This is a genomic window from Amycolatopsis sp. NPDC000009 (genome assembly GCF_055563465.1).
On sequence record NZ_JBVHDI010000039.1, the window covers coordinates 1 to 24,005 of the forward strand.

Below are 24,005 nucleotides of genomic sequence, written 5' to 3' on the forward strand. Positions count from 1 at the left end.
GTCGACGAACCAACTACCGGAGACCTCCCTACTTTCCATCACCGACACGCCCACACCAGCTCAACCTGCTGAAGAAGACTTCGATACAGGCCCTAACCGTCCTTACCACTCACGAGGGGTGAGGCCACTGCTGACCGCGCGTCCAGGAGTCGAGCACCATCAGCGTCTTCGTGCCCGTGACCTGGTGATGCCGCCGGATCTCGTCGATGGTGCGCTGCAGGTGGCCCATGTCCCGCACCCGCAGCCAGACGAGCGCGTCGGGGTCGCCGGCGATGGTGAACACCGCCTGGGCCTCAGGCATCCGGGTGGTGGTGCGGACGATCTCGCCGACCTTGGTGGTCCCGGTGAACCGCAGTTCGGTGAACGCCTCGATACCCCAGCCGAGTTTGGCGTGGTCGATCTGGACGGTGTAGCCGACGATGACGCCGTTCTCCTGCATGCGGTCGATCCGGCGCTTGACGGCCGCGGTCGACAGCGTGACGCGGGACCCGATGTCGCCCAGCGTGCGCCGGGCGTCCTCCCGCAACAGTTCGAGGATCTCGCGATCGGTCTCGTCGATGAGCTGGTCCGCCATGAGCCAGGATGGTACGCAGACGCAACGGATATCGGCCAGTGGAGAAGATGGGCCGGATTTTTTGCGTACCGGGTGCCAATAGACTGCCGCCTGTTGCGGCGGCCCGCGAGGTCGGGTCTCCTGTCGTGACGTCGCGCGGGGGTGCCGAAGGAGGCAGGTCTGGTGGAGCAGTTCACGTTGGAGGACCGGTATCTGCGGGAGGACGGCACCGTCTACCTCAGCGGTGTCCAGGCCCTGGTCCGGATGCTGTTCGACCGGGTGCGGCACGACCGCGCCGCCGGGGCGTCGCCCGCCGTGTTCGTTTCCGGCTACGAGGGCTCCCCGCTGGCCGGGTACGACCTCGAACTCGGCCGTCGCTCCGTCCTGCTCGAGAAGCACGACGTCGTGCACCAGCCCGGCCTGAACGAGGAGATCGCCGCGACGGCGGTCATGGGCAGCCAGCTCACCGCGTCGGTCGGCTCGTCGCGCGGCGGCGTCACCGGATTCTGGTACGGCAAGGCGCCCGGCCTGGACCGGGCGACGGACGCCCTGCGGCACGCCAATCTCGCGGGGACCGATCCTGCGGGTGGCGCGGTGGCGCTGGTCGGCGACGACCCGAACGCCAAGTCCTCCTCCGTGCCGTGTGCCTCCGAGCTCGCGCTGGCCGACCTGGCGATGCCGGTGTTCTTCCCGTCCGATTCCCAGGACGTGCTGGACTTCGGCCTGCACGCGGTCGAGCTGTCCAGGGCGAGCGGGCTGTGGTCGTCGATGAAACTCGTGGCGAACGTGGCCGACGCCGCGAGCACCGCCCACGTCCACCCGCGATGGACCGCGCCGGAGCTCGCGCTGCCCGCGTACCGGCACAAGCCCAGTTCCCGGCTGCTCGGCACCACGTTGATGGCGCTCGAACGCAGCCTGTACACCGAACGTCTGCCGCTGGCCGTGGAATACGTGCGCGCGAGCGGGGTCAACCGGATCGTCCGAGAAGGACCCTCCGACCGGATCGGCATCGTCACCGCCGGAAAGTCCTATTTGGACCTCATGCAGGCACTGCGGCTGCTCGGCCTGGACGCCGAAGCCTTGTCGCGGCACGGGATCCGGATCCTCAAACTCGGCGTCATCCACCCGCTCGAACCGTCGATCGTCCGCCGGTTCGCCGACGGCCTGAGCGAGATCCTCGTGGTGGAGGAGAAGCGTTCCTTCGTGGAGTCGGCGATCAAGGAGGTGCTGTACGGCACCGCCGGAGCGCCCGCCGTGTACGGCAAGTCCGGCCCGGACGGCCGTACCCTGTGCACCGAACTCGGCGAGCTCGACCCGGACGCCATCGCCAGGGTGCTGGCCACCCGGCTGAGCGACCACCACGAGATCCCCTCGGTGACCGCGTGGCGTCAGCGGCGCCGTCGTGAGCGCATCTCGGTGCCGTTGCTGACCAGGACGCCGTACTTCTGCTCCGGCTGCCCGCACAACTCGTCGACCAAGGTGCCCGAGGGAACCGTGGTGGGCGGCGGGATCGGCTGTCACGCCATGGCGCTGTTCATGGAACCGGAACAGGTCGGGGACGTGGTCGGCCTGACCCAGATGGGTGGCGAGGGCGCGCAGTGGCTCGGGATGGAGCCGTTCGTCGATGCCTCGCATTTCGTGCAGAACATCGGCGACGGCACGTTCACCCATTCCGGCAGCCTCGCGGTGCGGGCGGCAGTGGCCGCCGGGGTCAACATCACCTACAAGATCCTCTACAACGCGACCGTCGCGATGACCGGTGGTCAGGACGCCGTCGGCGGGCTTTCGGTGGACCGGCTGGCGTCGCTGCTGCTGGTCGAAGGCGTCGCGAAGGTGGTCATCACCAGTGACGAGCCGAAGCGGCTCCGCGGTGTCCGCCTGCCCGACGGCGTCGAGGTCCGGCACCGCGACGAATTGCTGAGCACGCAAGAGGAACTGGCCCGCGTTCCCGGAGTCACGGTGCTCGTCCACGACCAGGAATGCGCCGCCGAGAAACGCCGCAAACGCCGTCGCGGCAAACTGGACACGCCCGCCACCAAGGTCGTGATCAACGAACGGGTGTGCGAGGGATGCGGCGACTGCGGCGAGAAGTCGAACTGCCTGTCGGTGCAGCCGGTCAGCACCGAATTCGGCCGCAAGACCACGATCCACCAGTCTTCGTGCAATGTGGACTATTCGTGCCTGGCGGGGGACTGCCCGTCGTTCATGACGGTGGTGCCCACCGGGCGCAAACACCGGGCGCGGCTCGCGGAGATCACGGCGGCCGAACTGCCGGAGCCCGAGAAATCCGGCCCCGACTTCACCGTGCGGATCACCGGTGTCGGCGGGACCGGCGTGGTCACCGTCGCGCAGATCCTCGCCACGGCCGCCGTGATCGAGGGCAAGCAGGTCCGGACACTGGACCAGACCGGGCTCGCGCAGAAGGGCGGCGCCGTCGTCTCGGATCTGAAGATCACCGCCGACCCGACGCCGCAGGCCCCGAAACTCGCGGCCGGGGAATGCGATCTCTACCTGGCCTGTGACGTCCTGGTCGGCGCGGACCCCGCGAATCTGACGGTGACCGACTCCGGCCGGACCACGGCCGTGGTGTCCACGACCGAGGTGCCGACCGGCCGGATGGTCGTCGACACCACCGTTTCCTTCCCCGACGCGGCGGCGGTGCGGGGCGCGATCTCCGACAGCGCGGCGCGGACCGTGGCACTCGACGCGCGGGCGCTGGCGGAAACCCTGTTCGACGACGACCAGTTCGCCAACATCCTCCAGCTCGGCGCCGCTCACCAGACCGGCGCCATCCCGCTGGACGCGGCCAGCGTGGAGCGCGCGATCGAGCTCAACGGGGTCGCCGTCGCGGGCAACCTCCAGGCGTTCCGGCGCGGCAGGCAGCTCGTCGCCGATCCCGACGGACTGCATGCCGCGATCGCCCCGCCCGCCGTCGCCGCGACCCCCGCCCCGTCGGCCGCCACGCTGCGCGCCCGTGCGCTCGTCCATGCCGAGCCGGGAACGGAACTCGCGCGGCTGCTGGACATCCGCGTGCCGGAACTCGTCCAGTACCAGAACGTGCGTTACGCGCGGGAGTACGCCGAGTTCGTCGAGCGTGTCCGGGTCCTTGAAGGGGATTCGACCGCCGTCACCGAAGCGGTGGCGCGAAACCTGCACAAACTGATGGCCTACAAGGACGAGTACGAGGTCGCGCGCCTCGCGCTCGATCCCGCGGTGCTCGCCGGGATCGAGGCGGAGTTCGGCGTCGGCAGCCGCTATGCCTACCGGCTGCACCCGCCCGTGCTCCGCGCGCTGGGAATGAAGCGGAAGATCGCATTGGGTCCGAAGTTCCGCCCGGTGTTCGTCGCACTGCGCGCCGCGCGGAAACTGCGCGGCACCCGCTGGGACCCGTTCGGCAAGGCTCATGTCCGTAAGGTGGAGCGGGAACTCGTCGGGCAGTACCGCGAAACGATCCTCGCCGCTTTCGGCGCCGAGGGCGCGGACCGGGGCAGGCTCCTGGCGCTGGCCGAGCTGCCCGATCTGGTCCGCGGTTACGAGGACGTCAAACTGGCGAACGTCGAGGCTTACCGGCGAGAACAGTCCGCACTTCTCGCCGGACTCCGGCAGGGGGACCGGCTCGGCGCGAACACCTGACGGCCGGGATGGCGTGATCCTGGACGGACTGTCGGCCTGGCCCCGCGTAAAGTGTCCACAAGGGACACTTCACGTCGATCGATCGCTCGATTGAGGTCATGATGCCCGATTTCCGCGTGGGGTCGTGACCCCGCGCAAAGCGCTCAAATCGGGCATCGGGCGAGCCCTGGTGTCCCTTGTGGACGGTTTAGGTCCTGATCGGCCCGGCAGGTCGGTCTCCGGCTCGCAACACGACACGGTCGCCTCACCTCCCGAGGACGCCTGACCGGCCGGTGCGACCAGGTCAGCCGAGGTGGACGACCGTGATCCGTTCGCCGTCAGTCACCGCGAGGCGTCGCCGGATTTCGTCGACGGCCACGCGCGCCGGTCCTGAGAAGGACTTGCTCCCCACGATCGGGCCTTCCGTTTCTCCGATCCAGACCAGCGCCTTCGCACCCGCGACCGCGGTGACCTCGCGCCGAATTTCTCGCATGGGATCCAGTCTGCCGGCTCCGGGCCGGAAGTCCGCCGAATATCCGCTGGACGGCAGGACGAGACTCGGTGTGGGCACAGCACATCGAGCGAAGGAAGTCGTCTTGGGCAGTACACCGGATCTCGGCCCGCCGCCGCGGCGGATCACCGTCGACGCGGCACAGGTGGGCCGCCTCGTCTCCGAGCAGTTCCCGGACTGGGCCGGTCTTCCGGTCCGGCCGGTGGCCGAGTCCGGTTGGGACAACAGGACTTTCCGCCTCGGCGACGGAATGGTGGCGCGGCTGCCGAGCGCCGCCGAATACGCCTTGGCGGTGGACAAGGAACAACGGTGGCTTCCGGCGCTCGCTCCGCGGCTGCCGCTGCCCGTCCCGATCCCGCTGGCGAAAGGGAAACCCGGCGCGGGCTACCCCTTCTCCTGGTCGATCCACCGGTGGCTCGACGGCGAACCCGCGAGCGCGGCCGGCCTCTCCGACCCGGTCCGGTTCGCTCTCGACCTGGCGGATTTCCTGGTGGCGTTGCGGAACGTCGATGCCGCGGACGGTCCTCAGCCGGGTAAACACAACTGGTTCCGCGGCGCCACCCTGCGCACCTTCGACACCCTGACCGAACGCGCACTCACAGATCTCGACGGTGAAATCGAGGTCGGCTCGGCCCGCGACCGCTGGAAGTCGGCGCTGGACGTTCCCTGGGATGGCATCGACAGGTGGTTCCACGGTGACGTCGCGCCGGGGAACCTCCTGCTCGACGGCGGGCGACTGGCGGCCGTCATCGATTTCGGTACCTGCGGAGTCGGCGATCCGTCCTGCGACCTGGCCATCGCCTGGACGTTGCTGACGGCCGACGGCAGACGGGCGTTCCGCGAGCGGCTTTCGGTCGGCAGTCCGGAGTGGGAGCGCGGGCGTGGCTGGGCGCTGTGGAAGACCTTGGTCACCTGCGCTCGGACGCGGGGCCGCGCCGACCGGGAAGCGGTGAACGCGCGTCGCGTCCTCGCCGGGATCCTGGACGATTGACCGTTACCGGCAGCCGGATGTTCACCAGCGACGACCTGCCCACGGAAGTGGAGTTGAAGCACAAGCGCCGCTTCGACACCTGGGTGAACGTGTACGGCTCCGATACTCCCGGCCGACATCCGATTCCGGCTCTACGCGGACTTCCTGATCGAGGTGCGCGAGGACATCGGCGACCCGGGGACCGCGGTCGACCGGATGCAGATCCTCGGGCCGCGGTCGGCGAACCTCTCCGACCGCCGGAGCCTGACCGATCCCAGCCTCGACACGGTCTGCGAACGTCTCGGCTGGGTCCCGCCCTGGCGCGCCGAGTAGGCCGACCCGACCGCGGCCCTGTTGGCCAGTAACCACCAGCACTGGGGTGTGGTCGAGCGTTTTGGGGTCGTGGCTGACAGATTCGCGAACGGCGAATCGACCGCGTATGACAAAGACGAAGAATGGTCGCGCGGGCTCTGTGATTTTGCTTGCCTGGCGAGCCTCGCGGGTGTGTTAATTCCCTGTGGCATACCCGTAAATGTGCACACGCGCCCGCCGGGAAGGGCCCGCGAAAGCGGGCATTAATCATTTGTCCAGTGGTTTCGGCGGGCGTGGTCTATGTGTTGGAGAGGTACCTGTGAAACACAGAAGACGTAGTCGAAGACTGGCCACTGGGGGCATCGCCGTGGTGAGCACGGCGGCCTTGGTGGCACTGGGTCTCGCGATAGGCTCGGGCACCAGTGCCGCGGCTCCGGGTGAGCTCACGCAGAATTACTCGTGTCCGTTCCCGTTGATCGGAAATCAGAACGTCTCGGTCACCATCAAGACCACGCAGCCTTCGACGATCGAGACCGGGAAACTGACTCCCGCCATCGAGATCACCGCCGTGTCCAACGCGGGCAAGACGGCGACGGAAGGTCTCCGGCTCGTCGGTGCGGAGTCCATCCAGGGCACCGCGAAGGCGACCTCGACCGTCACGATGCCCGGCAGCCAGGGCACGATGACGGTGAAGGTCGACTCCGACGTGCCGAACCAGCCCATCCCGCCCGCGGGCAACGACCTCGTCGTCAACGCCACGGGCAGCGCGCCCGCGCTGAGGTTCGACCAGCCGGGCACCGCGTCGCTCGCGGTGACCGGGCTCCAGCTGGTGATGACCCCGCTGAAGGCCGACGGCACCCCGACCGGTCTCGGCACCTTCACTTCGGACTGCACGCTGGCGGCGGGAGCCGAGACCGTCCTGCAGACCTACACGGTGACCGGCTCTCCGGTCACCCCGGAAGCCGTTGTCGGTGTCGGGAACCACCCGCCGCTGCGGCAGGTCTTCAGCTGCCCGTTCCCGTTGATCGGGAACCAGGATGTGACGGTCGACATCAACGCCAAGCTGCCCGACACGATCCCGGTCGGCGAGTTCACCCCCAAGATCGACATCACGGCCGTCTCCAACGCGGGAAAGACCGCGACCGAAGGGCTCCGGCTCGTCGGCGCCGAGAAGATCAAGGGATCGGCGCTGGCCACCTCGCTGGTCTCCAGCCCGCAGGGGCATCTCGCGGTCGGTGTGCCGACACCCGTCCCGCTGCAGCCGATCCCGCCGACGGGCAACGACCTGATCGTCAACGCGAGCGGCGCGGCGCCGTCGCTGCGGTTCGACAAGCCGGGGACGGCGACGCTTTCGGTGCACGATCTGGTGCTCACGATGACGCCGTTGACGGCTTCCGGCGGGGAGACCGGCCTCGGCACGTTCGTCGCGGACTGCACTCTCGCGAGCGGCCAGGCCAACGTGCTGCACACCTTCACCGTCACCGCGGCCGCGGACACGACCCCGCCCTCGGCTCCCGGTGCGGTGACGGTCGGCGAGGTCACCCAGAACAGTGTCGCGTTGTCCTGGGGCGCCGCCACCGACGAGGTCGGCGTGACCGGCTACGACGTCTACGCGGGCGCGAACCTCGTCAAGTCCGTGGCCGGAACGTCGGCCACGGTCGACGGCCTCACCCCGGACACGGAGTACTCGTTCACGGTCAAGGCGAAGGATGCGGCGGGCAATGTCTCGCCCGCCACCGCGCCCGCCACCGCCCGGACCGCGAAGGCCCCGGACACGCAGGTGCCGACGACCCCCGGGAACGTGCACTCGACCGGGACCACCCAGACCAGCGTGACGCTGGCCTGGGACGCGTCGAGTGACAACGTCGGTGTCACCGGCTACGACGTCTTGAAGGGCGGCGAGGTCGTCAAGTCGGTGACGGAACCGCAGGCCACGATCGACGGCCTGACGGCCGACACCGAGTACACCTTCACGGTGGTCGCGAAGGACGCGGCGGGCAACGCTTCGGCGGCCAGCGCCGCGGTCACGGCGCGGACGCAGGCCGCGCCCGACACGCAGGCTCCCGGCGTGCCGGGCAACCTGCACTCGACCGGTACCTCGGCCACCAGCGTCGGCCTGGCGTGGGACGCGTCGAGTGACAACGTCGGTGTCACCGGCTATGACGTCTACAACGGCGCCACCCTGGTGAAGTCGGTGACGGAAACCAACGCCACCGTCGACGGTCTCGCCGCCGACACCGAGTACACCTTCACCGTCGTCGCGAAGGACGCGGCGGGCAACAGGTCGGAGCCCAGCGCGGCGGTGACCGCCCGGACCGCCACGGTTCCCGACACCGAAGCGCCCAGCGTTCCGGCCGGGCTGGCCACCACCGACGTCACCCAGTCCAGCGTCGCGCTGTCCTGGACCGCGTCGAGCGACAACGTCGGTGTCACCGGCTACGACGTCTACAACGGCGCCACCCTGGTGAAGACGGTGACGGGGACTTCGGCCACTGTGGACGGTCTCGCGCCGGACACCGAGTACTCGTTCACCGTGGTCGCGAAGGACGCGGCGGGCAACGCTTCGGCGCCCAGCGCCGCGGCGACGGCGCGGACGCAGACCGCGCCCGACACCCAGGCGCCTGCCGCACCGGGCAACCCCCGCTCCACCGGGACCACGCAGACCAGCGTGAGCCTCGAGTGGAACGCGGCGACGGACAACGTCGGTGTCACCGGTTATGACGTCTACAACGGCAGCACCCTGGTGAAGTCGGTGGCGGGAACTTCGGCCACTGTGGACGGTCTCGCGCCGGACACCGAGTACTCGTTCACGGTGGTCGCGAAGGACGCGGCGGGCAACCTGTCGACTCCGAGCGCCGCCATCACCGTCCGGACGCAGGCCGCGCCCGACGCGGTGGCTCCCAGCGTGCCGGGCAACCCGCGCTCCACGGGGACCACGCAGACGAGTGTGAGCCTCGAGTGGGACGCCGCGACGGACAACGTCGGTGTCACCGGGTACGACGTCTACAACGGCTCGACGCTGGCGAAGTCGGTCACGGGCACCTCCGTGGCGGTGGACGGGCTCACGGCCGGCACCGAGTACACCTTCACGGTGGTCGCGAAGGACGCCGCGGGGAACAAGTCGGCCGCAAGCGCGCCGGTCACGGCGAAGACCCAGCCGAACACGTCCCCGGTCGTCAAGTACAGCTACGACCTGACCGGTAAGACACAGCTGAAGAAGCTCGCGGGCCCGATCGACCTGCGCGGCGGCATCAACGCCGCGATCAGCCTGGCGAACGGGACCTTCGACGCCGACCTGACGCTGGACCCGACGAGCGCGAACCTCACGCTCTGGGGTTTCGTCCCGGTCAAGGCGAAGATCGAGTTCGCTTCGGCGGGCAAGACCACGGGAACCCTGGCCAACGGGGTGCTCAAGTCGACTTCGGCGGTGACGGTCAAGCTGCCGCGGATCAGCGTCTTCGGCTTCCCGGTCTCGGCCAGCCCGGCCTGCCAGACGAAGACGCCGGCCCAGATCCCGCTCCAGTCGAAGGCCGGCTTCGACCCGCTGGCCGGTGGCAAGCTCACCGGCTCCTACACCCTGCCGCCGCTGCAGGGTTGTGGATTCCTCAACGACATCGTCAGCGCTGTCGCCTCCGGTCCCGGCAACACGGTGGAGGTGAACCTGAAGCCGCGTCCGGTCGGCTGATCCCACGGAAAGTCCGATCCGGCCCCGTCGCGTTTCGCGGCGGGGCCGGATCCATGACCGGACCACTGGCGCGAGTGGTCCGGGTTACTCCGATCGGCCCTGCCGGGCGAGACGGCCAGGTAATAAGTTGCCGCTAACAACAAATCCTGCCGTCGATGAAGCCTGTGGGAAGGATCGACATGAAATCTCCAAAGCGGCGTCGCGCGACAGTCGCGCTGGTGACCGCGGCGGCGCTCCTGGCGTCCACGCCGGTGAGCGCCGCACCGCCGGCGGACGCGCCCGGCGCACCGGGTACCGGGGCGGCCTGGACGACCGGGGGCAAAGAAGGTTTCGGCACCGCCACCAACGCGGCGTCGAAGGTCTGGTTCACGCTCGGCCAGGGCATCAATCACGAGATCTATTACCCGACCGTGGACGTCGCCAACGTCCAGGACCTGCAGTACGTGGTCTCCGACGGTGCCGGTTTCACGCAGCTGGAACGCGACCACACCACCAAGCAGCTGGTGCTCACCGATCCGCGTTCCCTGAGCTACCGGCAGATCAACACCGCCACCAACGGGCGGTACCGGATCACCAAGACCCACACCGCCGACCCGGCGCGGTCCACCGTGCTGATCCAGACCAGGTTCGAGGTGCTCAGCGGTGGTCCGCTGCAGCTGTACGCGCTGTACAACCCGTCCCTGAACAACAGCGGCATGGGGGACACCGGCGCCACCGCCAGCGGGCAGCTGGTCGCTTCGGACGGACCGGTGTCCAGCGCCTTGGCCGCCTCCACCGGTTTCGTCAAGGCGACCAGCGGTTACAGCGGGACCGCGAGCGACGGCTACGTCGATCTGAGCGGTGATCACGTTCTCGGCGCACAGTACGACTCGGCGTCGACGCCCGGGAATCTCGTGCAGCTGGGGCAGATCCCGGTGGGGACCGACACCACCTTCACCCTCGCGCTCGGGTTCGGCGGTGATCGCGGCGCCGCGTCGGCGAACGCGTCGGCCTCGCTCGCCGGTGGTTTCGGGGCGGCGGACACCGCGTACCGATCGGGCTGGAGCGGCTATCTCTCCTCACTGGCCGCGGTGCCCCGTTCGATCACCGGCGCCGGTTTGACCACGCAGTACAACGTGGCGCTGATGACCCTCAAGGCCCACGAAGACAAGACCTACTCGGGCGCGAACGTCGCTTCGCTCACCAATCCCTGGGGTGAGGCGAAAGACGCGAACGGCACGGGGGACTGCGGGTATCACGCGGTCTGGTCCCGTGACCTGTACCAGGTCTCGACCGCGCAGATCGCGGCGGGCGACTCGGCGGCGGCCCATCGTTCGGTCGACTACCTGTTCACCGTCCAGCAGCGGCCGGACGGTTCGTTCCCGCAGAACACCCGGCTCGACGGCACCAACTGCTGGACCAGCCTGCAGATGGACGAGGTCGCCTTCCCGATCGTGCTCGCGTGGCAGCTGGGCCGGGCCGACGCGGGGATGTGGGCGAAGGTGAAGAAGTCCGCGGACTTCCTCGTCGCGAACGGTCCTTCGACCCCTCAGGAACGCTGGGAGGAGAACGGCGGCTACTCGCCGTCCACCATCGCCGCGGAGATCGCCGGGCTGATCTGCGCCGCCGACATCGCCGAACGCAACGGGGACACGACGTCGGCCGCCCGGTACCGCGAAACCGCGGACCGGTGGCAGGCGCAGGTCAGCGCCTGGACGTTCACCACGTCCGGGCCGCTCGGCGACGGCCGGTACTTCCACCGCATCGACGGGAACGGGAATCCCAATGACGGCCAGAACGTCTTCCTGCAGAACGGCGGCGGCAACCACGACGAACGCGCCATCATCGACGCCGGCTTCCTGGACCTCGTCCGCCTCGGGGTGAAACCGGCGGCCGATCCGGACGTCGCCGCTTCACTGTCCGAAGTGGACTCCACGCTGAAGGTGAACACCCCCAACGGCCCGATGTGGTACCGGTACAACCACGACGGCTACGGCGAAACCGCTTCCGGCGGTCCGTACACCGGTGCCGGCGTCGGACGGCTGTGGCCGCTGCTCACCGGTGAGCGCGGGGAGTACGAGCTGGCCAACGGGCGCCCGGCGACGACCCATCTGGCGGCCATGGCCGCCTCGGCCAATCCCGGTTTCCTGATCCCGGAACAGGTCTGGGACCGGCAAAGCGCCGGTGGTTTCACCTTCGGCGAAGGCACCGGCTCGGCGACGCCGCTGGCCTGGTCGATGGCGCAGTTCGTGCGGCTGGCGCATTCGATCGACGCGGGTGCCCCGGTCGAGACGCCATCGGTGGTCAAGCAGCGGTACGGCGCGGCGTGTTCCGCGGTTTCGGCGAAGTTCACGGTGAACGCCACGACTTCGTGGGGCCAGAACATCTTCGTCGTCGGCGACCGTCCCGAACTCGGTGCGTGGAACCCGGCGAACGCGGTTCCGATGTCGTCGGCCGGCTATCCCTCGTGGACGGCGAACGTCACGCTGCCGAAGGGGGCCGGCTTCCAGTACAAGTACATCCGCAAGGAGGGCGGCACCGTCACCTGGGAATCGGGCGCCAACCGGGCCGGTACCGCTTCGGGTGGCTGCACGATGGCGTTGAACGACACCTGGCGGCCCTGAGTCCCTCGTGAGTGGTAAGGACGGTTAGAACCGTCCTTACCACTCACGACCGGGTTGACCCGCAGCCGGGTGCCCTGCTGGGCCGACGTGAGGCGGGCGTGCTCCGGACTGGCCGCTCACGAGGCCGGATCAGTCCTCCGGCACCATCTTCCCGCAGTCCCCGGGCGACTTGATCTCTTCGTCGGCGGCCTGGGCCACCTGCTCGAAGTTCCGCACGAAGCTCCGGTAGATCCCATCGTCGTCCAGGACCCGGATGACGTTTTCGTCGTTCTCGTGCAGGGACGGGTTGTTGAAGTTCTGGCTGCCGGTGAAGACGACCTTGGTACCCGGCTTCAGGTAGTCACCCTCGATCATCATGTTCTTCTCGTGGATGCCCGCCTCGTTCCCCTTCTTGAAACCACGAAGCCGCACGCGGTCCGGCTGCCCCTTCATCAGCGCTTCGCACGAGCCCTTGGTCATCCGCAAAGCCACGATGTCGACGGAGCAGCCCCGGGCGGCCAGAATCCGCAGCCGCTCGATGATCTTCATCCGCGTGAGTGACCACACCCCGATGCGGATCTTGGACTTCTCCGCCGAACACCCGACCTCCTTCAGGGAGTTCTCGACGGTGTCGTTTCCCGCGCCCTTGAGCCTCGGGTAGAAGTAGCTCTTGGTGCCGCCGGTGATCACGGGCGGGTTGGCCTCGTAATAGCCGGGGTTCGCCGTGCCCCCGTCCGCGACCTTGCGCAGGTCGCCGAAGTAGTCGTTGTACCTGGCGAACAGGGCGGCGTTCCCAACGTCGGTGTAGTAGCTGTTCCAGCCACCCGTGCCGCCCGTGGTGTTCCCGCTGAAGTTCGCCGAGCCGGTCGCGACCACCGTCGACGCGTCGAGCGTCCGGTCGAACAGGAAGAACTTGTTGTGCATCGCGTTCCCGCCGTTGCACCCTCGGCCGTTCTCGCAGTTCTTCGCCCACGAGTTCTTGTCACCGGTCTTCTTCAGCCGGTTCTTCAGGTCCTTGTAGTTCGGATGGTCCGTCGCCCGTCCGTCGACCAGGACCTGGACGTGCACCCCGCGCTCCGCGGCGTCCGCGAGCGCCTCCGTGATCGGTTTGTCCCGCATAAGGAACTGCGCGGTCTTGATGGTCGAGTTCTCGGGTGCGCCACGGATCAGCCGTTCGAGGTATTCGACGATCTGGCCGCCGCCCGGCGTGTTGAAGTCCGCGCGCGTGGTCAGCCGCGACGGCGCGGCGGCGGCCGGGACGCCGGTCGCCGCCACCAGGAGCGCGACTACCAGTGCTCCTCGAAGCGCGGTCATCCTGTGCGGTTTCATGCCGATTCCCTCCCCGAAGCCGGATCTGCTGGCGGGTCCACGCTCCCCAGCGCGGGCCAGGGTGGCAAGCGATCCGCGCGGAATGGGACGCTGGGACGAATCCTCGCCGCTGACCTGCGGTGACGCCGGGCCGGGAGACGTGATCTCGCGAATTCGCGCGGTGGAAGGCCCGCGATGGGACACTGGTTTCCGTCCGGGACACGGCGCGGAGGGGGCGCAGGGGGATGGCGAGTGAGGCGGTTGCCACGCTGGCTGCACTTCTCACCGAGTACAAACAGCGAAGCGGGCTGAGCTACGAACAGCTCGGACGCAAGGTGCATTCGAGCCGGTCGACCGTGCACCGCTACTGCACCGGAAGGAACGTTCCCACGACCTTCGCGCCGATCGAGGCGATCGCCACGGTGTGCGGCGCGAGCCGCGAGGATCTCGCGAAGCTGTACCGGGTGTGGGAGCGTGCGGACCTTGGCGAAACCCCCGTACCCGAGTCGCTCGTCGTCCGTGACGTCGACGCGGAGAAGCCCGCTCGCAGACGACCGCTGACGCATGTCGCGCTCGTCGTGGTCCTCGGGGTCGTCCTGCTCGCCGGAGGTGCCATGGCGAACCCGCCGGACCGGCAGGCCCCGGTCACGGCACCCGCTGTCCAGGCGGCGATGTGGACGAACGCACCGCGCACGCTCGATCCGGAATTCGTCGGGGTGACGACGAACTCCAACAGCGGGCTCATGCCGACGTTCCGCGTCGGATCCGTCCGGTTGTGGAACACGCGCACCCGGTGGCAGAACCTCGAGCCCGCCCGCGGCCAGTACGACTGGAAAACCCTCGAACGGCTGGTGACCGGTGCCCACGGCGCCGGTCTTCCGGCGATCTTGACCTTCGGCGGCACCCCGTCATGGGCGAGCCCGAACAGCCCGAAGTCCGTCTACACCGACGATTCCCGCACCGGCCCGCCCGACGACCTCGCCGACTGGGACCGTTTCGTGCGGGCCGTCGCCGAGCAGTATCGCGGCCGGATCGACGCCTACGAACTGTGGGACATGGCCAATCATCAGGACTTCTTCTCCGGTTCGATGGCCGGGCTGGTGGAAATGACGCGCAGGGCGAGCCAGGTGATCAAGGCCGCCGACCCCGCCGCCACCGTGGTCTGCCCGTCCATGGGCGAGCTCTGGGATCCCGCGGCGTTCGACGGGTTCCGGCGGTTCGCGCAGCTCGGCGGTTACGACCATTGCGACGCCGCCGCGATGAAACTGGCTCCCCGCAACGACGCCGATCCACCGGAGACGATGCTGCCCTTGGCGCAGGAGATCGAAAGGGTGTTGCAAGAAGCCGGAGCCGGCATCAGGTTGTGGAGCACCGGCTCGGCCTACGACGTGAACAGGCAGCGGTCCGTCGACGCCGATCGGGGTGCTCAGCACGCTGTCCGGTTCTTCCTTTCCGGTCTCTACGCGCAATACCGCCGCATGTACTTCTACAACTGGGGCAGCGCCAAGATCCCCATCGTGCTGCAACCCGCCGGCGGTCCGCACACGAAGGCGGCACGACACGTGGAACGCCTGCACACCTGGCTGTCCGGCAGCCGGATCCATTCCTGCGGGCAAGGGCGCGCGGCCGGACTGCCCGATCACCTGTGGCAGTGCCGTTTCGATCGGGGTGGCAAGGCCTTCCTGATCTGGTGGACCATCGACCGGTCCGTGCGGATCCCGGCGGCTCAGGGCACCACGTCGGCCGAAGACCTCGACGGGAGGAGCAGGCCGGTGGAACCCGGTGCCGAGGTCACCGTCACCGGAAGCCCGGTCCTGCTGAACCTGGGTTGAGGCTTCAGCCGCCGTTCAAGGTGGACACGACCGCGGCCACGGTCACCGTGTTGAACACGAAGGCGATGGCCGCGTGGGTGGTCACCGTCCGGCGCATCTCCCGGGAGGTGACGTCCACATCGGTCGTCCCGAAGGTCGTCATCACGGACACCGCGAAGTAGATGTAGTCGGACCACTCGGCGGATCCGCCGCCGGGGAACCGCAGGGCGTCGCCGTGTTCGACCACGTCGTCGGCGTGATAGGCGATCGCGAACGACACCAGGACGCAGATCCACGCGACGACGACCAGCGCCACCGCGACGCCGACGCGCGCGCCCGCCGGCAGGCTCTCGCCGCCGAGCCCCGGCATCCACACCACCGCCACCGCCAGGGCGGCCGCCGCGATGACGATCGACACCCCAGGCCCGGCGCGGTCCCGAAGATGTACCGCTGCGCGAACGTGCCGCGGCTTTCCCGGCTCGCCCAGTCGTGGATCTGCTCCGAGGTCGCCGCGCCGAACGCGGCCACCGTCACCGCGAGGTAGCCGACGAGATACGCGAGAAGGACCAGAACGCTCGCGTCCACCATCGAGATCGACAGCATGTCCTGGCCGAACGCGGCCGCCAACGCGGCGACGACCAGCGCGAACCCGACACTCAAGCCGCTCCTGCGGCGCTCGGACAGCCAGACCCGAGCCGTTTGACGAGACAGCGTGGCCTCCCTTCGCCGATGATCGGGCCAGTCTCGCACTGGAGTCACGGCTCCCGCGCGGTGTGGTACTCCTGGACAAGCCGACCGTGCCGTGACGAGGACGACGACTGGTCCTATCCGGAGGCACTCTGAGCAGGGTAGTCGTCGGCGATCGCGTTGGCCTCGTCGATCCGGGCCATATGCTCTTCGGCCCAGTTCCGGAGCGCCGCCAGCGGGACGTCGAGGGACCGGCCGAGGTCGGTCAGCCGGTAGTGCACCCGGGGCGGAACGGTGGGCTCCACCCGGCGGGCGACGAGGCCGTCACGGACCAGGCTGTGCAAGGTCACCGACAGCATTTTCTGGGACACCCCGGGGATCCTGCGCCGTAACTCGGCGAACCGCACCTCGTCCGGAGCCGCCTCCGCGAGGACCTTGACCGCCATCGACGTCCATTTCGTGCCGATGCGGTCCAGCAGACGGCGGGTAGGGCACTCGGGGTCGAACAGATCCCCGCGCCGTGTCCGCTTGGAGGTCACCTGGAGCTCACCACCTGTGGGGAAAGTGCCGTCTTGGCGGCATACCGGAAGTTACCTACGGTTTTCTGGTAACCAATGGTAACCACAGTGGAGGCGACGTGCCCCAGGTGCGACGGATCGGCATCAACGGCATCGAGGTCGACGTGGCCGTCGCGGGCAGTGGGCCCGCGGTCCTGCTGCTGCACGGCTTCCCGCACACCTGGCGGCTCTGGAGTGAGATCATCGGCCCGCTGGCGGAGCGGCACCGCGTCATCGCCCCGGATCTGCGCGGGCTCGGCGGCAGCACCCGGGCCGAGGACGGCTACGACGCGAGCACGCTGGTCGCCGACGTCGAAGCCATCCTCGACGCCCTCGGCGAACCCGTGACGGACGTCGTCGCCATCGACGCCGGCACGCCGGTCGCCTTCCTGCTCGCCCTGCGGCGGCCGGATCTGGTGCGGCGGCTGGTCGTGATGGAGTCGCTGGTGGGTTCGCTGCCCGGCGCCGAGGACTTCCTGGCGGGCGGCCCGCCGTGGTGGTTCGGCTTCCACGCCGTTCCCGGCCTCGCCGAAACGGTCCTGATCGGACACGAGGCGGAATACGTCGACTGGTTCCTCGCGGCGGGCACGCTCGGGCGAGGCGTACCGGCGGAGATCCGCGACGCCTTCGTCGACGCCTACACCGGGCAAGACGCCCTGCGCTGCGCCTTCTCCTACTATCGCGCCCTGCCGGAGACCGCGCGCCAGATCGGTGAAGCGGTGGCGGGCGGCAGGCTGACGATGCCCACGATGGCGATCGGTGCCCACCCGGTCGGGCGTGCGCTGGAACGGCAGGTGCGTCCCGTCGCCGACGATCTCACCGCTCACCTCATCGAGGACTGCGGTCACATCATCCCGCTGGACCGGCCCGCGGAACTGCTCCGCCTGCTGACCCCGTTCCTCGCCGCTCACTGAGGCCCCGGCACGATCAGGTACATGACGCGTGAGACAGAGGACGGTTCGCTGTACGGCACGATCTTCCGGCGACGGGACACCAGGGCCGAATTCACCGGGGAGCCGATTCCGGAAGAGGTGCTGCGCCGGGTGCTGAGCGCGGCGCACGCCGCGCCGAGTGTTGGCCTTTCGCAGCCCTGGGATTTCGTCGTGGTGTCCGATATGGACCTTCGAAAGCGGTTTCGCGAGCACGTGCTGGCCGAACGCGAGGTGTTCGAAGACCGATTGGACGTCGAGCGGGCCCGTGTCTTCGCGAACATCAAGATCGAGGGGATCGTCGAATCCTCCGCCGGGATCGTGGTCGGCTACGACCCGGCACGCGGCGCGCCCGACGTGCTCGGGAGGCACGCGATCGCCGACGCCGGCCTGTACTCGGTGTGCCTGGCCATCCAGAACCTTTGGCTGGCGGCGACCGCCGAGGGGCTCGGCCTCGGCTGGGTCAGCTTCTACCGCGAAGAGTTCCTGCGTGATCTGGTGGGATTTCCCGCAAACGTCCGTCCGGTGGCGTGGTTGTGCGCCGGCCCGGTGCGGGACCTGCCCGCCGTCCCCGATCTGGAGCGGCACGGCTGGCGGGAACGTCTTCCGCTCGACGCCGTGCTGCACCACGAACGGTACGAGCCGCGGGGATGAGCCGGGCTCGTGGGCGGGGTCGCGGCGGGCTGAAGACTCCTTTCGCCGAGTCTGATGTGACGAAAGGAGCTTTCGGCCCCTGGCGGCCTGCTGCGGCTACGGATGTCCACAAAGGACAGTTCTCGGCGATTTTGTGCCCGGTTGGCGTCTTGATGTCCGGTTCTCGCTGGGGTCGTGAGTGCTAAAGAGGGTTAGAACGATCATTGCCACTCACGACCCCCGCGCAAAGCGCCCAATTCGGACGCGCAGGGGATCTTGGTGTCCTTTATGGACGATCGGCGTCGCTATCGGTCCCGGCCGGCGAGGGCGGACGCGATCAACGCGACGGCCGGATCGGCGTCCCCGGTGAGCCGCTCCAGCAGACCGGCCGCCTTGACCCCCGGAATCTCCGCCAGGGCCTGGACCACGCGGATCCGGACCGCGGAATCCCCGGTGTGCGCCGCGAGCGCGTCGGACAGGGCGGCCATGATCCGTTCCTCCGACCGGGGGATCTCCACCAGCGCGGCCAGTACCTCCGCGGCTTCGACGTCGTTCGTGCCGTCGACCACCATGCCGACGAGGGCGGGGATGGCCGCGGTCGTGCCGCGTCCGCCCAGGGCGAGCGCGGCGGGCCCGCGCACCCTCGCGTCGGTGTCCCCGAGCGCCTCCGCGAGCGCCTTGCCCGCTTCCTCGCCGGGGATCTCGGCGAGTGCCAGCACCGCGCGCTGCCGGATGTCCGCGTCGTCGGCGCGCAGCCCCGCCGCTACCTCGGCCACCCCGTCGCCGCCTGCCCGTGCGAGAGCCCAGCGCAGGGCCCCGGCGACGTTCGGGTCGGCCTCGGTCAGGATCGCGCCGGCGATCCGGTCGGCGGGAACCGGCAGGTCTTCGGCCGGATTCAGGACGGCCTGCTGGCGGCGCGCCGCGTGAGGCGAAGTGAGCCCTCGCAGGAGTTCCACGATGCGCAGGGCGTCCTGCCAGTCCGAGGGGGCGGACGCGTCGACCGTGCGCAGTCGAGCGAGAAGCTCCCGCTCCTGGTTCAGCCGGTCCTCGGTCTGGCGGATGAGGTCGCCGACCAGCGTCGACGGTGTGAAGGCCGGATCCTCCAGCGCGCGCGAGATCTGGCGCAGGGACAACCCGAGTGAGCGCAGGCTCTCCACATGGAAGATCCGGCGGATGTCCTCGTCCTGGTACTCCCGGTAGCCGCCGACGGTGCGTCCCGTCGGCCGCACCAGCCCGAGGGAGTCGTAGTGGCGCAGCATCCGGGAGCTCACTCCCGAACGCCGCGCCACCTCGCCGATCAGCACGCCGATCCTCCGGCCTGCGGACCGAGCGCCACGATCCGTTTCGCTTCGTCCGCGGTCACGTCGAACCCCGCCTCCGGGTCGCGCAGGAGGCGTTCCGTGGCGAAGGCGTGCGCGCGCACCGCGTCATCGCGGCTCTCCGCGGCCTTCCGGATGGCAGGCTCGCAAGCCTCTCCGAGCGCGACGAGCGCCCGGCTGAGGCTCAGCCTCCTGGTGCGGTCACCTCGGCCGAGTTCGATGGCCAATTCCGCGGCCAGCCCGGCTCGTGCGTCCTCCGGCACGAGGATGACGGCCGCACGCCACGCGCTTCGGGCCACCTCGTCGTCCGCGTCGTGCAACAGGGATCCGGTGATCGCGGGCCAGGCGGTGCGGTCCCCGATCTTCGACAGGGTGTGCAACGCCTGGCTCCGGGCCTGCGCCCGCCCGGACCGAAGCTCCTCCAGGAGCATGGGCACGGTGCTCGACGGTGGGAGGCGGGTCAACGCCCAGGTGAGCATGTCGCGGACGAAGAAGTCGGGCTCGACCGCGCAGCGCGCGACGAGGGCGTCGGTGAAGCGGGGGTCGGGCCGGGTGCCTGCGGCCATGGCGGCCTTGAGCCGCGTCGACGAGTGCTCGGCGCCGAGTGCGTCGAGCAGCGGTGTGTCCGTGGTCGGGTTCATGGGAACCACCTCCTGCGCTTCAGTGAAGACCTTGTCACGATGTCAAGGTCAACCCCGAAGCGCCGGGACCCGGCGTGTCGGCCTCAGCGGAGCTTGTCGACCTCGGCGATCCGCTCCCAGCGGGCACCGAGCGCGTTGAGCAACGCCGCCATGTCGATGTCGTCGTCGCCGTCGAGGAGCGCCTTGTCCAGGCGGCGGGCGCGGCGGTTCACCTGGCTCAAGACCGACTTGCCCTCGTCGGTCAGCGAAAGGAGTTTGCGTCGCGCGTCGTGTGGGGACTCGACGCGCTGGATGAGACCCCGCCGTTCGAGCCTGCGGCACAGATCGGCCATCGTCGAGGTGTCGAGCGCGACGGCGCCCGCGAGTGAACTCTGGTCGCTTCCGGGGTAGGCGCGGACCGCCGACAGGACCGCGAACTGCGGACCGGTCAGCACCGGATCCACGTGGCGGTTCCACGCCGCGAGGTACGCCTGGTACAGCCTGCGGGCGCCGTAGCCGGGGGCCGCCAGCAGGTCCGACGGCGGCGCGGGAGTGACGGCCGGCGTTTCGTCCCTGCGCCGGCCCGTGCGCGCCGCTTCACCCATCGCTGCTCCCTTGTCGGCTCCACCCGGCTACCGGGGTGATCCTACGTGTCCGGACCGTCGCTCACGGGCAACCCGCCGATATCTGTCCGCGGTCACCTCTTGCGTATCCGGATAGTACGTGTTCGTATGAACATCGGTCTTCCGTACCCGGATAGTACGTGCTCGGATCAATATGGAGGTGGTCGGCGATGGACCGGAACCTGTTCAACGACATCTGTTTGCGCCAGTTGACGTTCTCGGGGGTGCACGAGGGCGAGACCGTGGTGGTGCTGACCCGCGGCGGGGAGCGGGCAGAGTACGCCGACGCCTTCCTGTGGGCCGCCCAGCAGCTGGGCGCCTCGGCGTACCACATGCGGCTGCCGTCGCCGGTCAGCGCCGCGGGCGCGTGGGCGGTCGGCGACTCGGGGCTCGGGAACATCCCGCTGGCGGTCGAGGCGCTCAAGAGCGTGGACATGGTGGTCGACTGCACGTTCCTGTTGTTCAGCAAGGAACAGTTCGCCATCCAGGACGCGGGCACCCGGATCCTCACCGCCGTCGAACCACCCGAGCTGCTGGCCAGGCTCATGCCGACGAAGGAACTGCGCGAGCGGGTGGAGATCGGCGCGGAACTCCTCGCCAAGGCGGGCACGATGCGGATCACCAGCCCGGCCGGCACCGACGTCACCTATCAGCTCGGCGTGTACCCGACGCTGTCCGAATACGGCTACACCGACACTCCCGGCCGCTGGGACCACTGGCCGGCGGCGTTCGTCTTCACCGGCGGTGCCGACGACGGCGTCGACGGGAAGATCGTGCTTTCGCCGGGGGATGTGCTGCTGCCGTTCAACACCTACGTACAGACCCCGGTGGAGATCACCATCGAGCAGGGATTCATCCGGGACATCCGCGGCGGCGCCGGATCGTCCGGGCTGGACGCGGATCTGCTGCGCTCGTACATCGAGAGCTTCGACGATCCGCGCGGCTACGGCATGAGCCACGTGGGCTGGGGGCTCGACGAGCGCGCCCATTGGCACGGCCTGACCCAGTTCCCCGGCGGGATGGGGATGGAACTGCGGAGTTTCTACGGCAACGTCATGTTCTCCATCGGCCCCAACAACGAGCTCGGCGGCCCGAACGACACGCCTTGCCACTTCGACATCCCGATGCGCGGCAATTCCCTTTACCTCGACGACGAACTGATCGTCGACAACGGTGAGCTGACCGTGGCCGACATGCGTCCGGCGGCCCGCCGATGAACGACCACCACATCGGGATGATCGTCCCCAGCTCGAACCTCACCATGGAGACCGAGCTGCCGCGGATGCTGCGTGCCAGGGAGGAGGCCGAGCCGGGCGACCGGTTCGTCTTCCACTCCGCGCGGGCCAGGATGCGGCACGTCGAACCCGAACAGCTGCGGGCGATGAACGCCCAGGCCGGACGCGCGGCGGCCGAACTCGCCGACGCCAAGCCCGACGTGGTCGCCACCGCGTGCCTGGTGGCGATCATGGCCCAGGGGCCCGGCTACCACTGCACGGCCGAAGACGACATCACGCGCGTGCTGCGCGAAGAGGGTTGCGAGTCGCCGGTCGTGTCCAGCGCCGGAGCGCTGTTGTCCGGGCTCAGCGCGCTCGGTGCCCGCAAGGTCGCGATCATCACGCCGTACCTGAAGCCGTTGACCAAGGCGGTGGCGGACTACATCGAGGACGCCGGGTTCGAGGTCGCCGACGCGCTTTCCCTTGAAGTGCCGGACAATCTCGCCGTCGCCCGGCTGGACCCCGCCGGGCTGCGGGAGCATCAGCGAAAGCTGAATCTGTCCGATGTGGACGCTCTCGTGCTCTCGGCTTGTGTCCAGATGCCTTCGCTGCCCGCGATCCAGCCGGTGGAGGACGAGATCGGGATCCCGGTCCTGTCGGCGGCGACGGCGACGACGTTCCGGATCCTGTCGGAACTCGGCGTGGAGCCCCGGGTGCCCGGCGCGGGCAGCTTGCTCAGTGGCGCGAAAGCAATGTCGAAGACGGGAGGCGGGCATGGCCGCGAGTCAGTCGTTTGAGGTCGTCGTCGTCGGCGGCGGTCTGGGTGGGCTCTGCGCCGCGTTGTCCATGCGGCAACGGGGTCTGCGGGTCACCGTGGTCGAGGCCGCCCCGGAACTGGGCGAGATCGGTGCCGGCATCCAGACCGCGCCGAACGCCAGCCGGATCCTCATCGGACTGGGCCTGCGCGCCCGGCTCGAGCGGGTGCGGACGGAGCCGCAGGACCAGGTGCGCCGCCGCTGGGCCGACGGGAGCATCATCGCCCAGCTGGCGCTGGGCAGGCGCGTGACCGACCAGTACGGCGCGCCCTACTGGCATTATCACCGCGCCGACCTGCACGGAGTCCTGCTGGACGCCTGCCTCGATCCGGAGGTCCCCGGCCCGGTGGTGCGGGTGGCGACCGGTGCGCGGGTGGTCGACCTCGACCGGACGGTGCCGGAGCGGCCCACCGTGATCACCGCCGACGGACGCCGGTTCACCGGCGACATCGTGGTCGGGGCGGACGGCATCCGGTCTTCGGTGCGCGACCTCGCCGGCTTCGACGACAACCTCGCGTTCTCCGGGGAGATGGCGTACCGGGCCTTGATCTCCGGCGACCTCATCGCGCAGGACCCGGCCACCCGGTTCCTGGCCGACCGGTACCACTCCACGATCTGGTACGGCCCCAACAAACACCTGGTGCACTACATGATCCGCGGCGGGGAGTACCTCAACGTGGTCGCGATCGTGCCGTGCACCGAATCGGTGGCCAAGGACTGGAGCGGCCCCGCCACCGCCGCCGAACTCGCCGCCGAGTACCACGACTGGGACGATCGGGTACCGACGATGCTGGCGAAGGCGAAGGACGAGGACGTCTCGGTGTGGGCGATGTACCGCCGCCGCCGTGACCCGGTCTGGGTCGACGGCCGGGTCGCCCTGCTCGGCGACGCGTGCCACGCGATGCTGCCGTACCAGGCACAAGGCGCGTCCCAGGCGATGGAAGACGCCGCGGTGCTCGCCGAGGAGCTGGGGCGGGTGACCCGCGACGGGATCGACGGTGCTTTGATCCGCTACGTGGACCGGCGCGCCAAGCACGCAGGGATGGTGCAGGACGCCTCGCTGCAGAACATGGACTTCTACCACCTGCCCGATGGTCCCGAGCAGCGCGAACGGGACGAGAAGCTGCGGCGCTTCGACGGCGAATCCGACGTGTCCTACGACTGGCTGTGGAACGGCAGCCCGCTCACCGACCCCGACACCGAGTCCATCCACTACCAGTTCGCCCGCTGAGGCGCGCTGGCCGTCAATCGCAACGGAGCGGTT

General features: G+C 69.1%; 19 protein-coding genes. 11 read left to right on the plus strand and 8 right to left on the minus strand.

Features of this window, described 5'->3' with window-relative positions; genetic code table 11:
* Nucleotides 1-109 precede the first annotated feature (109 nt).
* On the minus strand, nucleotides 110-574 hold the full coding sequence (locus tag ACZ3HL_RS44330) for an Lrp/AsnC family transcriptional regulator (RefSeq protein ID WP_465537955.1): 465 nt from the start codon (nucleotides 572-574) through the stop codon (nucleotides 110-112).
* Between the two features lie 162 nt (nucleotides 575-736).
* Between ACZ3HL_RS44330 and ACZ3HL_RS44335 the strand changes: the two genes are divergently transcribed.
* Nucleotides 737-4,186: an indolepyruvate ferredoxin oxidoreductase family protein gene (locus ACZ3HL_RS44335; RefSeq protein ID WP_465537956.1), complete on the plus strand. Its 3,450-nt coding sequence runs from the start codon at nucleotides 737-739 to the stop codon at nucleotides 4,184-4,186.
* Nucleotides 4,187-4,469: 283 nt separating this feature from the next.
* On the opposite strand, the gene ACZ3HL_RS44340 is transcribed toward ACZ3HL_RS44335, so the two are convergent.
* The gene (locus tag ACZ3HL_RS44340) at nucleotides 4,470-4,658 is read right to left on the minus strand and encodes a hypothetical protein (protein WP_465411805.1); all 189 of its coding nucleotides are present in this window, start codon (nucleotides 4,656-4,658) and stop codon (nucleotides 4,470-4,472) included.
* Between the two features lie 103 nt (nucleotides 4,659-4,761).
* Here ACZ3HL_RS44340 and ACZ3HL_RS44345 point away from each other — a divergent pair, with 103 nt between their 5' ends.
* The 4 genes from ACZ3HL_RS44345 (at nucleotide 4,762) to ACZ3HL_RS44360 (ending at nucleotide 12,246) form a co-directional block, all read left to right on the plus strand.
* Nucleotides 4,762-5,667, plus strand: a complete 906-nt coding sequence (locus tag ACZ3HL_RS44345; RefSeq protein WP_465537958.1) for an aminoglycoside phosphotransferase family protein — start codon at nucleotides 4,762-4,764, stop codon at nucleotides 5,665-5,667.
* A gap of 153 nt (nucleotides 5,668-5,820) precedes the next feature.
* Entirely contained in the window at nucleotides 5,821-5,979 is a 159-nt protein-coding gene (locus ACZ3HL_RS44350; RefSeq protein ID WP_465537960.1) for a hypothetical protein, read from the plus strand.
* 346 nt (nucleotides 5,980-6,325) lie between these two features.
* Entirely contained in the window at nucleotides 6,326-9,643 is a 3,318-nt protein-coding gene (locus ACZ3HL_RS44355) for a fibronectin type III domain-containing protein (protein ID WP_465537962.1), read from the plus strand.
* Between the two features lie 179 nt (nucleotides 9,644-9,822).
* Complete coding sequence (locus tag ACZ3HL_RS44360; protein ID WP_465537964.1) at nucleotides 9,823-12,246, plus strand: glucan 1,4-alpha-glucosidase; 2,424 nt, start codon at nucleotides 9,823-9,825, stop codon at nucleotides 12,244-12,246.
* Between the two features lie 129 nt (nucleotides 12,247-12,375).
* Here ACZ3HL_RS44360 and ACZ3HL_RS44365 read toward each other — a convergent pair whose 3' ends face one another.
* Nucleotides 12,376-13,554 carry a phospholipase D-like domain-containing protein gene (locus ACZ3HL_RS44365; protein WP_465537966.1) on the minus strand — a complete coding sequence of 393 codons (1,179 nt, stop codon included), beginning with the start codon at nucleotides 13,552-13,554 and terminating at the stop codon, nucleotides 12,376-12,378.
* A gap of 224 nt (nucleotides 13,555-13,778) precedes the next feature.
* On the opposite strand from ACZ3HL_RS44365, the gene ACZ3HL_RS44370 reads away from it, so the two are divergent.
* Entirely contained in the window at nucleotides 13,779-15,365 is a 1,587-nt protein-coding gene (locus ACZ3HL_RS44370; RefSeq protein ID WP_465537968.1) for a helix-turn-helix domain-containing protein, read from the plus strand.
* Between the two features lie 4 nt (nucleotides 15,366-15,369).
* Here ACZ3HL_RS44370 and ACZ3HL_RS44375 read toward each other — a convergent pair whose 3' ends face one another.
* Both ACZ3HL_RS44375 and ACZ3HL_RS44380 read right to left on the minus strand, forming a co-directional pair.
* Nucleotides 15,370-15,762 carry a DUF1345 domain-containing protein gene (locus ACZ3HL_RS44375; RefSeq protein WP_465537970.1) on the minus strand — a complete coding sequence of 131 codons (393 nt, stop codon included), beginning with the start codon at nucleotides 15,760-15,762 and terminating at the stop codon, nucleotides 15,370-15,372.
* Nucleotides 15,763-16,168: 406 nt separating this feature from the next.
* Complete coding sequence (locus tag ACZ3HL_RS44380) at nucleotides 16,169-16,570, minus strand: winged helix-turn-helix transcriptional regulator (RefSeq protein WP_465537971.1); 402 nt, start codon at nucleotides 16,568-16,570, stop codon at nucleotides 16,169-16,171.
* Between the two features lie 98 nt (nucleotides 16,571-16,668).
* Here ACZ3HL_RS44380 and ACZ3HL_RS44385 point away from each other — a divergent pair, with 98 nt between their 5' ends.
* Together ACZ3HL_RS44385 and bluB are read left to right on the plus strand one after the other, a co-directional pair.
* The gene (locus ACZ3HL_RS44385; protein WP_465537973.1) at nucleotides 16,669-17,502 is read left to right on the plus strand and encodes an alpha/beta fold hydrolase; all 834 of its coding nucleotides are present in this window, start codon (nucleotides 16,669-16,671) and stop codon (nucleotides 17,500-17,502) included.
* 21 nt (nucleotides 17,503-17,523) lie between these two features.
* Nucleotides 17,524-18,171 (plus strand): 5,6-dimethylbenzimidazole synthase, encoded by a 648-nt coding sequence (gene bluB, locus ACZ3HL_RS44390; protein ID WP_465537975.1) that lies wholly within the window; start codon nucleotides 17,524-17,526, stop codon nucleotides 18,169-18,171.
* Nucleotides 18,172-18,455: 284 nt separating this feature from the next.
* On the opposite strand, the gene ACZ3HL_RS44395 is transcribed toward bluB, so the two are convergent.
* The 3 genes from ACZ3HL_RS44395 to ACZ3HL_RS44405 form a co-directional block, all read right to left on the minus strand.
* The gene (locus ACZ3HL_RS44395; RefSeq protein WP_465537977.1) at nucleotides 18,456-19,454 is read right to left on the minus strand and encodes a MerR family transcriptional regulator; all 999 of its coding nucleotides are present in this window, start codon (nucleotides 19,452-19,454) and stop codon (nucleotides 18,456-18,458) included.
* Nucleotides 19,448-20,110, minus strand: a complete 663-nt coding sequence (locus tag ACZ3HL_RS44400) for a HEAT repeat domain-containing protein (RefSeq protein ID WP_465537979.1) — start codon at nucleotides 20,108-20,110, stop codon at nucleotides 19,448-19,450. Before ACZ3HL_RS44400 ends, ACZ3HL_RS44395 begins: the two co-directional genes overlap by 7 nt.
* A gap of 83 nt (nucleotides 20,111-20,193) precedes the next feature.
* Nucleotides 20,194-20,694: a MarR family winged helix-turn-helix transcriptional regulator gene (locus tag ACZ3HL_RS44405; RefSeq protein WP_465411794.1), complete on the minus strand. Its 501-nt coding sequence runs from the start codon at nucleotides 20,692-20,694 to the stop codon at nucleotides 20,194-20,196.
* A 188-nt stretch (nucleotides 20,695-20,882) separates the two neighbouring features.
* Between ACZ3HL_RS44405 and ACZ3HL_RS44410 the strand changes: the two genes are divergently transcribed.
* Genes ACZ3HL_RS44410 through ACZ3HL_RS44420 form a run of 3 tightly spaced genes read left to right on the plus strand, consistent with a single transcriptional unit; the run spans nucleotide 20,883 to nucleotide 23,972 of the window.
* Nucleotides 20,883-21,929, plus strand: a complete 1,047-nt coding sequence (locus ACZ3HL_RS44410; protein ID WP_465411793.1) for a 2,5-dihydroxypyridine 5,6-dioxygenase NicX family protein — start codon at nucleotides 20,883-20,885, stop codon at nucleotides 21,927-21,929.
* Nucleotides 21,926-22,723: a maleate cis-trans isomerase family protein gene (locus ACZ3HL_RS44415; RefSeq protein WP_465411792.1), complete on the plus strand. Its 798-nt coding sequence runs from the start codon at nucleotides 21,926-21,928 to the stop codon at nucleotides 22,721-22,723. The genes ACZ3HL_RS44410 and ACZ3HL_RS44415 overlap by 4 nt, the downstream gene beginning before the upstream one ends.
* Nucleotides 22,701-23,972, plus strand: a complete 1,272-nt coding sequence (locus tag ACZ3HL_RS44420; RefSeq protein ID WP_465537981.1) for an FAD-dependent monooxygenase — start codon at nucleotides 22,701-22,703, stop codon at nucleotides 23,970-23,972. The genes ACZ3HL_RS44415 and ACZ3HL_RS44420 overlap by 23 nt, the downstream gene beginning before the upstream one ends.
* Nucleotides 23,973-24,005 lie beyond the last annotated feature (33 nt).

Excerpts from the sequence above, each read along its gene's own strand:
- ACZ3HL_RS44405 (WP_465411794.1), bottom strand. The coding sequence starts at position 20,694 with ATGGGTGAAGCGGCGCGCACGGGCCGGCGCAGGGACGAAACGCCGGCC.
- ACZ3HL_RS44360 (WP_465537964.1), top strand. The coding sequence starts at position 9,823 with ATGAAATCTCCAAAGCGGCGTCGCGCGACAGTCGCGCTGGTGACCGCG.
- ACZ3HL_RS44340 (WP_465411805.1), bottom strand. The coding sequence starts at position 4,658 with ATGCGAGAAATTCGGCGCGAGGTCACCGCGGTCGCGGGTGCGAAGGCG.
- ACZ3HL_RS44420 (WP_465537981.1), top strand. The coding sequence starts at position 22,701 with ATGGCCGCGAGTCAGTCGTTTGAGGTCGTCGTCGTCGGCGGCGGTCTG.
- ACZ3HL_RS44370 (WP_465537968.1), top strand. The coding sequence starts at position 13,779 with ATGGCGAGTGAGGCGGTTGCCACGCTGGCTGCACTTCTCACCGAGTAC.
- ACZ3HL_RS44415 (WP_465411792.1), top strand. The coding sequence starts at position 21,926 with ATGAACGACCACCACATCGGGATGATCGTCCCCAGCTCGAACCTCACC.
- ACZ3HL_RS44400 (WP_465537979.1), bottom strand. The coding sequence starts at position 20,110 with ATGAACCCGACCACGGACACACCGCTGCTCGACGCACTCGGCGCCGAG.
- ACZ3HL_RS44365 (WP_465537966.1), bottom strand. The coding sequence starts at position 13,554 with ATGAAACCGCACAGGATGACCGCGCTTCGAGGAGCACTGGTAGTCGCG.
- ACZ3HL_RS44410 (WP_465411793.1), top strand. The coding sequence starts at position 20,883 with ATGGACCGGAACCTGTTCAACGACATCTGTTTGCGCCAGTTGACGTTC.
- ACZ3HL_RS44330 (WP_465537955.1), bottom strand. The coding sequence starts at position 574 with ATGGCGGACCAGCTCATCGACGAGACCGATCGCGAGATCCTCGAACTG.
- bluB (WP_465537975.1), top strand. The coding sequence starts at position 17,524 with ATGACGCGTGAGACAGAGGACGGTTCGCTGTACGGCACGATCTTCCGG.